The organism is Vulgatibacter incomptus (assembly GCF_001263175.1).
In the GTDB taxonomy this organism is placed as follows: domain Bacteria; phylum Myxococcota; class Myxococcia; order Myxococcales; family Vulgatibacteraceae; genus Vulgatibacter; species Vulgatibacter incomptus.
Genome location: NZ_CP012332.1, coordinates 54,645 through 68,508 on the forward strand (window position 1 = coordinate 54,645; position 13,864 = coordinate 68,508).

The window sequence follows — 13,864 nt, forward strand, 5'->3', positions numbered from 1 at the left end:
CTGCAAACGGTCGGGCTGGCTGGAGGATCTCGACGATGCGTACGTTGTTGTCGGCCTTATCGTTTCACCCCGTTCGATCATGGGCGCTGGCGATCCTGCTCGCGTTCTCCTTCGCGGCCTGTGGCAGCGGCGGCGATCCCGGCGAAGGCACAGGCGGTAGAGGTGGCGGGGGAGCCGGCGGCAACGCCGGCGAGGGTGGCAGCGGCGGCACAGCGGGCGAGGGCGGCAGCGGCGGCACCGCCGGCGAGGGCGGCACCGGCGGCAGCGCCGGCCAGGGCGGCACGGGCGGCAGCGCCGGCGAGGGCGGCAGCGGCGGCGGAGATCCGACGGAATGCCACGACGACGCCGATTGCGCAGGGCTCGCAGTCGGCCAGTGCGTCGTCCCGCTCTGCAACGACGGAAGATTCGAGGGACCGATCGGCTCCTGCGTAGAGGTCGAGGCCGAGGTCGGAACCGCTTGTGACGACGGCCTCTTCTGCACCGTGGGCGACGCCTGCAACGAGGTAGGCGAGTGTGTCGGCACGATCCCCAACGACTGCGGCCTCGAGGCCACCGACTGCAGCGAGGTCTCCTGCGACGAGCTGAACGCGAGCTGCTCCCTCGTTCCCGTCGCAGACGGCACGAGCTGCGAGGCCGGCGACCTCTGCGAGATCGCGGCCTGCGAAGCCGGCGAGTGCGTGGTCACGCCGAAGGACTGCTCCGCGATGGGATCGGCCTGTTCGGTCGGCAGCTGCGATCCGGTGGACGGCTCCTGCGTCGCGGAGCTCGTCGAAGCGGGCACGTCGTGCTCGACCGACGAGACCGGGCAGTGCCGGTTGGCCACCTGCGACGGAGCGGGCGCCTGTGTCACGGAGCCTCTCGACGCGGGCACGTCGTGCTCGATCCCGGGCCTCGGCCAGTGCCAGGTCGCTGCCTGTGACGGCGATGGTGCCTGCGCCGCAGAGCCCCTCCCCGCCGGGACGTCGTGCTCGCTCGGCGGCCTCGGGCAGTGCCAGTTCGCCGCTTGCGATTCGGCCGGCGCGTGCGCGCCGCAGAACGTGGACGACCGTACCGCTTGCGACGACGGCAACCGGTGCACGGTCGCGGATGCTTGTGCGGCAGGCTCCTGCATCGGCACGTACGACGGGCCTGCATGTCTGGCAGCAGCGACCTACTACCTCGAGGGCTTCGAGGACTGCGGCAGCTCCGGCTGGACCTTCGCGGGACAGTGGGAGTGCGGGACGCCGGCATCCGGTCCGAACCGGGCCCGCACCGGCACCGGCGTCTTCGCGACGAACCTCGCGGGAAACTACGACGACTACGCGGAATTCGATTCCTCGATCGCTACGTCGCCGTCCATCGATCTCGGCAACGCGTCGAGCCCGGTCCTCACCTTCTGGGCGTGGGTTGACACCGAAGGCTCGTCGACCCTCTATGACGGATTCAACGTCAAGATCCGCCGGTCCGGCCAGACCAACTTCACCCTGGCGACTGCGGTGACGCCCCCGTACAGGAGCTCGATCGGCACGCCCAGCGAGATGGCCTGGGGCGGCTATTGGGCGGACCTTGGGTGGAGGCCGTACTCCGTCGATCTGAGCGCGTACGCGGGGGATTCGATCGAGGTGCGGTTCGCGTTCCGCTCCGATAGCGGCACGAACGCCGCCGGCGTGTACGTCGACGATCTCTCGATCACGGAGGCGAACGCGGCTCCGCTCGTGGTTGGAGATCTGGCGCTCCCTTCGGTCCTGTACACGGGCCGTTCCTTCTCCGCTCCGCTCGCGCTGGGGGCAGGGTCATCGGACGTCTCCTGGAGCATCGTCGAGGGCGAGAACCACGGCTGGCTCGACGTCGACGCGTCCACGGGGGTGGTGTCCGGTACGCCGTGGTCTAGCGACGTCGGCCCCGTCTCGATCACCGTCCGGGCCACGTCGAATGAGTTCCCGACCCACTATGCGGAAAGAACGTTCTCGACGAGGGTGGTCGACCTCGGCTCGAACCTCTTCTACTTCAGCGATTTCGAGTCGGATTGCTCGGAGTGGGCGCTCTCGGGCGACTGGGAATGCGGCGTGCCCTCTAACGTCGGACCCGCTGCTCCGTACTCCGGCCGGAACGTCCTCGCGACCGGGCTCGATTCGAACTACAGCGATAACCAGGACTACGATACGTCCACCGCGACCTCGCCCGCGATCGACCTCACGCAGGCGAGCCAGCCACGCCTTCGCTTCTGGGCGTGGATGAAGACCGAGGCGGGCTACGACGCCTTCAACGTCAAAGTCAGCACCGACGGGACCGACTTCACGCTGCTGACCGGAGTCGAGCCGCCGTACACGGAGACGATCGACGACGAGCTGGCCTGGGCGGGCGACCTCTCGTCGAACGGCTGGTACCCGATCGAGGTGGATCTGGGCGCCTACGTCGGCGAGACCATCACCCTGCGCTTCGCCTTCCGCAGCGACGGCGGCACCAGCTACGACGGCGTCTACATCGACGACATCGCGATCGTCGAGGCGGCCGCCGATCCCATATCCATCGTGGCCAACGGCCTGCCCGATGCCAACCTGGGAGCCTCCTACTTCGCGGTCCTCGGGAAGCACGGCGGATCGAACGACTCGCTGTGGAGCATCATCGGCGGGACGAACCACGAGTGGCTCTCGATCGATCCCGCGACCGGCGTCCTCTCGGGGACTCCGGCCGCGTCGAACGAGGGACCGGTCCAGGTGAGCGTTCGCGTCGAAGAGGAGTCGATGCCTTCGAACTTCGCCGTCGCGGACTTCGAATTCGAGGTCGCGGATGCTCCAACCGGTACGTACCTGGTCGACGACTTCGAGTCCTGTTCCCGGGGCTGGACCTTCAGGTCGGACTGGCAGTGCGGCACCCCGAGCGGGAACGGGCCGACCTGCCGCTCCGGAGCCAATTGCCTCGTGACCAACCTCACGGGCAACTACCACGACAACCTCGCCTGGGCGACCACCACGGCCGACTCCCCGACGATCGACTTGTCGAACGCCGATGAGCCGATGCTCCAGTTCTGGGCCTGGGTCCACACCGAGGGCCCGAGCTGGGATGTATTCAACGTAAAGGCCAGCACCGATGGCGGCAGGACCTGGACCCTCCTCACCGGCGTGACGCCCGACTTCGATGGGAGCGCCGGCGGCGAGAGCGGATGGGGCGGCGATCGATCGGAGGAGGGCTGGGTGCCGTACGCGGTGGATCTCTCCAGCTTCGCCGGTCAGCGGATCCTTCTCCGGTTCGCCTTCCGCACCGACGGCGGCGGGAACCGGCCCGGCATCTACATCGACGACCTGTCGGTGGTGGAGCGGTACCGGGATCCGCTCTCGATCCTCGATCCCGCAGAGCTCGGCAGGACGTTCGTGGGCCAGCCGTTCCTCTACAATCCCTCCAGGACCGGAGGCTCCACGGCGGCGGTCTGGTCCCTCGAAGACGCTCCCGCGTGGCTCCAGATCGATCCTGCGACGGGCGCCCTGTCCGGGACGGCTTCGGAGGGCGACCTCGGGACCAACGCCTTCACCCTCCGAGTGGAGGAGCCTCAGAACCCTGAGAACTTCGCGGAGAGGTCGGTTCGAGTGGAGGTCATTCAGCTCGAGCCCGGCCAGTTCGCCGATTTCGACTTCGACGGGACCGTCAACGGTTGGACGCTCGCCGGTGAGTGGGAGTGGGGCACGCCGTCCAATGTCGGTCCGTCGAGCTGCCACTCGGGCAGCGGCTGCATCGCGACCCGGATCGCCGGCGAATACGAGAACTACGCTTCGTACGACACGTCGACGGCGACCTCGCCGCCGATCGCCCTGACCGGCGCAATCGAGCCGACGATCACGTTCTGGGCATGGGTCCACACCGAGTCGGGGTACGACGCCTTCAACCTGAAGGTGAGCACGGACGGAGGCGCCACCTTTGCGCTGTTGGAGGACGTCAGCCCCTCCTACGACGGAACGGTCGACGACGAGCTGTCGTGGTACGGCGACAGGTCCAGCCTCGGCTGGCAGCGGTTCCAGGCTCGGCTCCCGAGCGCGTATGCGAACGAGACGATCCAGCTCCGCTTCGCCTTCCGATCCGATAGGAGCGGCACCTACCCCGGTGTGTACATCGACGATCTCAAGGTCGAGGAGCCTTGGTTCGATCCGGTCGCGATCATCACTTCGTACCTTCCCAACGGCTTCCCGAACCTGCCCTGGGTCGGCGCGTTGGCGAAGTCCGGAGGCACGGACGCCGCCGTCTGGAGCATCGTGAGCGGTCCTTCGTGGATGCAGATCGACGCTCGGACCGGAGTCCTGACCGGGACCCCGCCGAATCTCGGCGCCGAAACCGTCACCGTCCGGGTGGAGGAGACCTCCCGTCCCGAGAACTTCGCGGAGAGAACCTTCACCTTCGGCATCTTCGACCCCCCGACCGCTTCCTACTTCGAAGCCGATTTCACGGCAGCCGGCGGCTGGACCGTGGCAGGCGAGTGGGAGCGTGGCGTGGCGACGAGCGGCCCGGGTGCCTGCCGCTCGGGTGGCGAATGCATCGCCACGAGGCTCGCGGGCGACTACCACTCGAACGCCTCGTTCTCGACCTCGATCGCGACCTCTCCGACCATCGATCTCTCCGAGGCGGTGGCGCCGCAGGTCTCCTTCTGGGGCTGGATGGAGACGGAATCCTGCTGCGACGGCTTCAACCTGAAGATCAGCGTCGACGGCGGCCCCTTCAACCTCTTGACCGCCGTGTCCCCGGCCTACAACAAGACGTTGGACGATCAGCCGAGCTGGTCCGGCTCGACGGCGGGGTGGATGCGGTTCACCGCCGACCTCGGCGCCTATGCGGGCCACCAGATTGCGCTGCGCTTCGCATTCCGCTCGGACTACAGCAACGAATACGCCGGCATCTACATCGACGATCTGGTCGTGCAGACCAGGGGCCTCGAGGCGCTGTCGATATACGCCCTCGACCTCCCGGCGCGGCTGCCCGTTGGCGTTCCGCTCTCGTCGCGATTCGGGCAAGACGGTGGGACCGCCAGCTCGATCTGGACGTTCACCCCATTGGAGAACGCGTCCTGGCTCACCTTCGATCCCGCCGCACGGACGGTCTCGGGCACTCCCGCCGAAGCCGACGCGGGACCGGTGTCGTTCACGCTCCGCGTCGAGGAGCCCGCGTTCCCCTCGAACTTCGCCGAGGAGACCTTCAGCTTCGATGTCGTTTCCCTCGCCTCGGGCGTCTCGTTCCTCGAAGACTTCGAGGGCGGCGACGGGTGGACGCTCCGAGGCGACTGGGAGATCGGAACGCCCTCCAACGTGGGGCCGGCATCGTGCCACTCGGGCACGAGCTGCCTCGCGACCAAGCTCGACCGGGTCGCTACGGACGGGCTCTCGCTCACCGAGAACTACGTGGAATCTCCGCTCATCGTCGTTCCGGCCGGAGCGCCGTCCAAGCTCACCTTCTGGGCATGGATCGAGACCTCCAACGCCCGGTACTCCTGGTTCCAGGCTCAGATCCTGCGGCTCGGAGAGTCGACCTACCGAGTCCCCTCCGCCGCAGCGGTCTCGCCGGCCTACGTGAACTCCGAGAACAACGGCGCATGGGGTGGCGATCTGAGCCAGCTCGGGTGGCGGAAGTACTCGATCGATTTGTCGGCCTATACAGGCCAGACGGTTCAGGTGGCGTTCATGCTGGATACCTCCAGCAGCGCGGGAGTCGGCGCCTACGTGGACGACGTGGTCGTCGAGCTGGCCTCCCAGGCCAGCGAGCCGTCGATCGTGGAGGACCTGCTGGCGGATGCCTACGTCGGCGTGCCCTACACCCAGCGGATGACCCGCACCCAGGGGCCGCCCTCCGTCATCTGGAGCATCGTCGGCGGCTCCAACCACTTGTGGCTCTCGATCGATCCGGCCTCCGGTGTGCTCACCGGTACGCCGACCTTCGGCGACCTCGGGCCGGTCTCGGTCGTCGTCCGGGCGGAGGATCCGAGCGATCCTTCCGCTGGCGACGAGCGGGAGCTCGTATTCGAGGTGAGCGGCGCGACGGTCTACTACTCCACCGGCTTCGAGGACTCCTGTCCGAACGGCTGGACGCTCACGGGCGACTGGGAATGCGGCACGCCCTCCTCGGTGGGCCCGTCGACGTCCTTCGGTGGCGACCAGTGCCTCGCCACGAAGCTCGAGGGCAACTATTCGAGCAGCATGTCCTACGCCACTTCCAATGCGACCTCGCCTGAGATCGACCTGACGAGCGCCATCTCGCCGATCCTCCATTTCCGGATGTGGACCGACACCGAGGGGCAGACCTGGGATGGCGCCAACCTGAAGGTGTCGGGCAACGGAGGATCGTTCGAGGAGCTGACGGACGTGGCGCCCGACTATCCGTTCACGATCAAGGACGAAAGGGCCTGGGGTGGCGATCACACCGGGGCTGGGTGGCGGCTCGTTCAGGTCGACCTGTCCGCCTTCAGCGGACAGGTGGTGCAGATCCAGTTCGGCAATGCGAGCGACGGCGGGGCCGAGTACTCCGGCGTCTACGTCGATGATCTCGTAATCGCCGAGGCCGACTGACGCGAGCATGACGGTGCGCCTCCGAGCGCGCCCTCGTATCGAAAAAGGCGCCGCTCCCGCTGACAGCGCGGGCGGCGCTTTTTTTGATCGGGGGATCCTGCACCGACGAACGGCTGGCGGGACCACTGCAAGGTCCTTCTCGAGTGGTCAGGCTGTTGATACGCCAAGTATTTGTTTCATCTTACTGGCATCCTTCGGGAATCACTGATGAATATCTCCTTTCTTTGATCCCTTGTGATTGAGGGTCAAACGTTTGGTCTTGCAGTTGGTTGAAGTCGATCTATTGTCGACGACCATTCACATGAAACCCGGCTTCATGTCGGTCGGGCTGGCTGGAGGATCTCGACGATGCGTGCGTTGTTGTCGGTCTTATCGTTTCACCCGGTTCGATCATGGACGCTGGCGAGCCTGCTCGCGTTCTCCTTCGCTGCCTGTAACGGTGGCGGCGATCCCACCGTAAACCCAGGCGGTAGCGGCGGTAGCGGCGGCAGCGCCGGCGAAGGCGGCACCGGCGGCAGCGCCGGCGAGGGCGGCACCGGCGGCAGCGCCGGCGAGGGCGGCACCGGCGGCAGCGCTGGCGAGGGTGGCACCGACGGCAGCGCCGGCCAGGGCGGCACCGGCGGCAGCGCCGGCCAGGGCGGCACAGGCGGTAGCGCCGGCGAGGGTGGCAGCGGCGGAGGAGATCCGTCGCAGTGCCACGACGACGCCGATTGCGCAGGTCTCGCCGTCGGCCAGTGCGCCGTCTCGGTCTGCAACGACGGCAGCCACGAGGGTCCGATCGGCTCCTGCGTCGATGTCCTGGTCGAGGTCGGCACCGAGTGCGACGACGGGCTCTTCTGCACCGTTGGTGATGTCTGCAACGAGGTCGGCGAGTGCGTCGGCAAGCTCCCCAACGACTGCGGCCTCGAGGCCACCGACTGCAGCGAGGTCTCCTGCGACGAGCTGAGCGCGAGCTGCTCCCTGGTTCCCTTCGCCGATGGCACGAGCTGCGAATCTGGCGACCTCTGCGAGATCGCGGCCTGCCAGGCCGGCGAATGCGTGGTCACGCCGAAGGACTGCTCCGCGATGGGCTCGGCTTGCACGGCCGGCATCTGCGATCCGGTCGACGGCTCCTGCGGCGCCGAGCCTCTGGACATGGGTACGTCCTGTGACCTCGCCGGGCTCGGTCAGTGCGAGGTGGCGGCCTGCGACGGCGCCGGCTCCTGTCTCGCCGAGCCCCTCGACGCGGGCACGTCGTGTTCGCTCGCCGGCCTTGGCCAGTGCCAGTTCGCCGCCTGCGACGGCGCCGGTGCCTGCGAGGCAGAGGCACGCCCCGCCGGGACTGCGTGCTCGCTCGGCGGCCTCGGGCAGTGCCAGACCGCCGCCTGCGATTCGGCCGGCGCGTGTGCGGCACAGAACGTGTCCGACGGGACCGCTTGCAACGACGGCGACCGGTGCACCTTCGCGGATGCCTGCATGGCCGGCTCCTGCGCAGGCACGTACGACGGTCCTGCCTGCATGGCAGCTGCGACTCTCTACCTCGAGGGCTTCGAGGACTGCGCCAGCTCCGGCTGGACTCTCGCTGGCGAGTGGGAGTGCGGGACGCCGACCTCGGGTCCGAATCAGGCCCGCACCGGCACCGGCGTCGTCGCGACGAAGCTCGCGGGCACCTACGGAAACAACGCCAGCTTCGCGACGTCCACGGCGACCTCTCCGGTCATCGATCTGAGCGGTGCCTCGAGCCCCGTCCTCGCCTTCTGGGTATGGATGCATACCGAGGGCAACTCGCCCTACGACGGATTCAACGTGAAGGTCCGCCGTGCAGGCGAGACCGGATTCACGCTGGCGGACGACGTCTCGCCGTCCTACCGCGGGGTGATCGACTCGCAGCCCGCCTGGGTCGGCTACGACCGGAACTTTGGCTGGCGGCGGTTCGCCGTAAATCTGAGCGCCTTCGCCGGCGACTCGATCGAGGTGCAGTTCGGCTTCCGAAGCGATGGCAGCGGGGCCTACGACGGGGTCTTCATCGACGATCTCTCGGTCGCCGAAGACGTCGCGGATTCCGTCGCGATCCTTCCGAATGGCCTCCCCCGTGCAACCGTCGGCCATTCCTTTGCGGCGAACCTCAACCGGGCCGGCGGATCGAACGCCGTCTCCTGGAGCATCGTCGGCGGCGCGAACCACGACTGGATCGCTATCGACTCCTCGACGGGCGTGCTCTCCGGCGTGCCTTCGGTCTCGAACGTGGGTCCCGTCTCCGTCACCGTCCGCGTCGAGGACGGCATCCTGTCGCTGAACTCTGCCGAGGCGACCCTGACCACCTCGGTCGAGGATCCGGGAGCGCTCCTCCTCTACCGCAGCGATCTCGAGGGTGATTGCTCGAGCTGGACGCTCGGCGGCGACTGGGAGTGCGGGACGCCCACGAAGGTTGGGCCCCCGGGGGCCCTTTCGGGCGAGACCTGCCTCGCGACCCGCCTGTCCTCGGATTACAGCTCCAGCCAGAACTACGACACGGCCACCGCGACCTCGCCTTTGATCGACCTGACCCAAGCGAGCCATCCGCTGCTCCGCTTCTGGGCCTGGGTCAGGACCGAATCGTCGGGAACCTCGTACTACGACGCGTTCAACGTCAAGGTGAGCACCAACGGAACCTCCTTCAGCCTCCTCACGGCAGTCGACCCTCCCTACACTGGCACGGTCAACAGCGAGCAGGCATGGTCGGGCGACCTCGTCGCCTTCGGCTGGAGGGAGTACCAGGCCGATCTCAGCGAGTACGCAGGCCAGAGCGTGAGCCTGCGTTTCGCCTTCCGGAGCGACTCGAGCGGCAATCTCGAGGGCGTCTACATCGATGACATCTCCATCGTCGAGGCGGCGGCCAATCCTGTCTCGATCGCCACTCCCGTGCTCCCTGACGGCACCAGCGGCCGACGGTACCTCGCCAGCATGAGGAAGATCGGCGGCTCGAACGAGTCGAGCTGGAGCATCGTCGGCGGTTCGAACCACGAATGGCTCTCGATCGACGCCGCGACCGGCGCCCTCTCGGGAACCCCGGCCACGTCGAACGAAGGCCCGGTCCACCTTCAGGTTCGGGTCGAGGAGCCTCTCAACCCGTCGAACTTCGCGGTGGCCGAGTACGACTTCGAGGTCCGGGCCCCCATTCCCGGCGTCTACCTCGACGAATCCTTCGTGAACTGCGCCGCCTGGACCATGAGCAGCGATTGGCAGTGCGGGGAGCCAAGCAACGTAGGGCCGGCCGCGTGCCACTCGCCGGGCGGTTGCATCGCAACGAACATGTCCGGGGACTATACGAACAACATGGCCTGGGCCTCCGCCATCGCCACGTCGCCGGTGATCGACCTCACCGACGCGACGGATCCGAAGTTCACCTTCTGGGCCTGGATCCGAACCGAGTCGGGCAACGACGCGTTCAACGTGAAAATCAGCCGGAACGGCGGCCCGTTCACGGTCCCGACCTCGGCGCAGGTCTCGCCCGCGTATTACACGAGCCTCATCGCGAGCGAGAACGGCTGGTCCGGCGACCTCTCCAGCTGGCGGCCGTACGCCATCGACATCTCCTCGTACACGGGTTCCACGATCCAGGTTCGGCTCGCGTTCAGGAGCGACGGCAGCCTCGTCTATCCCGGCGTCTACGTCGACGACCTGTCGGTGACGGAACGGTATAGGGATCCGCTCTCGATCACGACGTCTCCGAACCTCGGCAGGACCTTCGTCGATCAGCCGTTCGTCGCCGTGCTGGCCCGAACCGGAGGTTCCCGTGAGGCGACCTGGTCGCTCGTCGACGCTCCGGCGTGGATGGAGATCAATCCGGCGACGGGCGTCGTCTCCGGAACGCCCACGGCGAGCGAAATCGGGCCGCACACGTTCACGGCGCGCGTCGAGGAGCCGCAGTTCCCGGAGAACTTCGCCGAGGTGGAGTTCCAGGTGGTGGTCGCCGAGCTCGGGGCCGGGCAGTATGCCGACACCGATTTCGACGCGAGCCCCAGCGGCTGGACGCTCCGCGGTGAGTGGGAGTGGGGCACGCCGTCCAGCGTCGGACCGTCGAGCTGCCATTCGGGCAGCGGCTGCATCGCGACTCGGATCGCCAGCAACTACGGCAACGACGCCGCGTACGACACGTCGACCGCGGACTCCCCGCCCATCGTCCTCGCGGGAGCCACCGAGCCGATGGTGGTCTCGTTCTGGGCCTGGAGCCACACCGAGGCGGGCTACGACGGCTTCAACCTGAAGGTCAGCAACGACGGCGGTGTCACCTACGTGCCGGTGACGGACGTGAGCCCGGTGTACGACGGGACGGTCGATTCCCAGCAGGCGTGGAGCGGCAACAAGTCCGCGAGCGGCTGGCAGAAGATCAGGGCACGGCTCCCTGCCTCGTACACGGGAGAGACGATTCGACTCCGCTTCGCGTTCCGCTCCGACGGCAGCTCGAACTACGCGGGCGTCTACATCGACGACGTCATGGTCCAGCAGGAGTCGACCGATCCCCTCGAGATCGTCACGACCCGCCTCAACAACGGCCTCCCCGGTATCCCCTGGATGGGGAGGCTCGCGAAGAGCGGCGGATCGACGGCCTCGACCTGGAGCCTCGTGAGCGGTCCCTCGTGGATGCAGATCGACCCGCAGACCGGCCTGCTCTCGGGGACTCCGCCTGCCCTGGCCACCCATTCCGTGACGGTCCGGGTCTCCGAGCCGGCCACACCCGCCAACTTCGCGGAAGCGACGTTCTCGCTCGACATCCTCTCGCCGCCGACCGAACCCTACTACGAGGCGGATTTCACCTCCGACGGCGGGTGGACGGTGGCCGGCGAGTGGCAGCGTGGGGTCCCCACGAGCGGGCCCGGCGCCTGCCGCTCGGGCGGGGAATGCCTCGCCACGCGGCTCGCTGGAAACTACGGCAACGACGCGACCTGGGCGGGTTCGATCGCAACCTCGCCGACGATCGATCTCTCACAAACGGTGGAGCCGCTCGTCACGTTCTGGGCCTGGGTCAAGACCGAGGGGCCGAACTGGGACGCGTTCAACCTGAAGATCAGCCGCGACGGCGGGCCGTTCGAGCTGCCCGCTGCCGCCCAGGTGTCGCCGGGCTACACCGGGTCCCCCGACGGGCAGCTCGGGTGGGGCGGCGATCTGACCCCGTGGCGCCGTTACGTGGTCGACATCTCGGCCTACGCCGGATCGACGATCCAGCTCCGTTTCGCGTTCCGCAGCGACGGCGGCGGAACCGACGCGGGCGTGTACATCGACGACCTCGCGATCTCGACGGCCGGGATGAACCCGCTGTCGATCGAGGGCAACCTTCCCGCGGTCGTGTCCGTCGGGATGCCGCTCGTCGCCACCTTCGAGCGTGACGGCGGATCCTCGGCAGCACAGTGGACGTTCACTCCGCTTCAGAACGCCTCCTGGCTCACCTTCGATCCCATCCGCCAGGCGATCTCCGGCACACCGACCGCCGCCGACGTTGGCCCCGTCTCGTTCATGCTCCGCCTGGAGGAGCCGGCGTTCCCATCGAACTTCGCCGAAGAGTCCTTCGAGTTCGAGGTCGTGTCCCTCCCGCCGGGCGTTGCGTTCAGCGATGACTTCGAGGGCCCCGCAAGTTGGACGCTCCGAGGGGACTGGGAGCTCGGCACCCCGAGCAACGTCGGGCCTGCATCCTGCCACTCGGGTTCGACCTGCCTCGCCACGAAGCTCTCGCAGAACGCCTCCCCGAGCATGTCGATCACCGGTAACTACGTCGAATCGCCGCCGATGATGGTTCCCGCGGGGGCTCCCTCGAAGCTCGCCTTCTGGGCGTGGATCGAGACCTCCAACGCTCGGTTGAATTGGTTCCAGGCTCAGATCCTGGGAGATTCCTACGAAGTCCCGGCTGCCGCCGCGGTCTCGCCGGCCTACGTGAACTCGTCGAACAGCGGCGCCTGGGGCGGTGATCTGAGCCAGCTCGGATGGCGAAAGTACTCGATCGATCTGTCGGCCTACGCAGGTCAGACGATCCGGGTGGCGTTCATCTTGAGCACCTCGAGCGGTTACATCGGCGCAGGCGCCTACGTCGACGACGTGACAATCGAGTGGGCGGATCAGGTCGGGCCGTCCATCGTCGAGGACATGCTCGCGAGCGCCTACGTGGGCGTGCCGTACACCCAGCGGATGTTCCGCACCGTGGGGCCGGCGGCCGTCACCTGGAGCATCGCCGGGGGCGTGAACCACACGTGGCTCACGATCGATCCGACGACCGGCGTGCTCACGGGGACCCCGGGCCTTGGCGACATCGGCCCGGTCTCGGTGGTTGTGCGGGCGGAGGATCCCAACGATCCGGACGCGGCCGACGAGAGGGAGCTCGTCTTCGAGGTGAGCGGAGCGGAGGTCTACTTCGCCACCGGCTTCGAGGGCGCCTGCCCCAACGACTGGGTGCTGACGGGCGACTGGGAGTGCGGCACGCCGAGCTCGGTGGGCCCCGCGACTGCGTTCGGAGGCAACCAGTGCATTGCCACGAAGATCGCGGGCAACTACTCCAACGACCGCACCTACGCGGGCTCGAACGCGACGTCCCCGGACATCGACCTGACGAGCGCCATTTCGCCCGTCCTCTGGTTCCGGATGTGGACGTACACCGAGGGCAGCACCTACGACGGCGCCAACGTGAAGGTGTCGGCGAGCGGTGGAACCTTCGCTCTGCTGGCCGACCCGGACCCCGCTTATGTGTTCACCATCAAGAGCGAGCGCGCCTGGGGTGGCGAGCACAGCGGGTCGGGTTGGCGGCTCGTCCGGGTCGACCTGTCGGACTACGTTGGAGAGGTGGTGCGGCTCCAGTTCGGGAACGCCAGCGACGGCTCGGGCGTGTACCCCGGCGTCTACATCGATGACCTGGTGGTCGTCGAGGCCGACTGAGGTCGTCGCTTGAGCGCGGGGTGCGCTAGAGGGAATCGGTCCGGATGCGGTTGGGGCTGATTCCTTCCCGCGCCCCGCGGTAGGGACCGAGGCGCTGCCGATGATCGGCGGCGCCTCGGCGCAGGAGGGGTTGGGATCGATGCGTAATTCTTTCCCCGTTTCGATCGGACGCCCCTACATTGCGAACGAACACTTCGGAAACTGTCAGATAATTGCTATGGCGCCATAATGTTGAAGCACAAAGCATTTGTTGGGCTTGGCTGGTAAGTTGCCGGTATTGCTGGGGTATTCTCCCGGGTTCCCGTCCCTGTTGTTTGCGGTCAAACGTTTGGGCTTGCAGTGGGATGCAATCCATCTATCGTCCGTGACCATCCGTATGAATCCCGACTTTTGATCCGTCGGGCTGGCTGGAGGTATTCGACGATGCGTGGGTTGTTGGCGGTCCTATCGTTGCACCCGGTCCG

2 protein-coding genes are annotated in these 13,864 nt (G+C 67.4%); both read left to right on the plus strand.

The annotated features are described in order from the left end of the window. Window positions 1-35: 35 nt before the first annotated feature. Window positions 36-6,521, plus strand: coding sequence for a choice-of-anchor J domain-containing protein (locus AKJ08_RS00195; protein WP_157370363.1), 6,486 nt, complete (start codon window positions 36-38; stop codon window positions 6,519-6,521). Between the two features lie 348 nt (window positions 6,522-6,869). Further along, window positions 6,870-13,400 (plus strand): choice-of-anchor J domain-containing protein, encoded by a 6,531-nt coding sequence (locus AKJ08_RS00200; RefSeq protein WP_157370364.1) that lies wholly within the window; start codon window positions 6,870-6,872, stop codon window positions 13,398-13,400. Window positions 13,401-13,864: the final 464 nt, after the last annotated feature.

What these genes read in the sequence shown, in the direction of transcription:
- AKJ08_RS00195 (WP_157370363.1), top strand. Translation starts at nt 36, where the DNA reads ATGCGTACGTTGTTGTCGGCCTTATCGTTTCACCCCGTTCGATCATGG.
- AKJ08_RS00200 (WP_157370364.1), top strand. Translation starts at nt 6,870, where the DNA reads ATGCGTGCGTTGTTGTCGGTCTTATCGTTTCACCCGGTTCGATCATGG.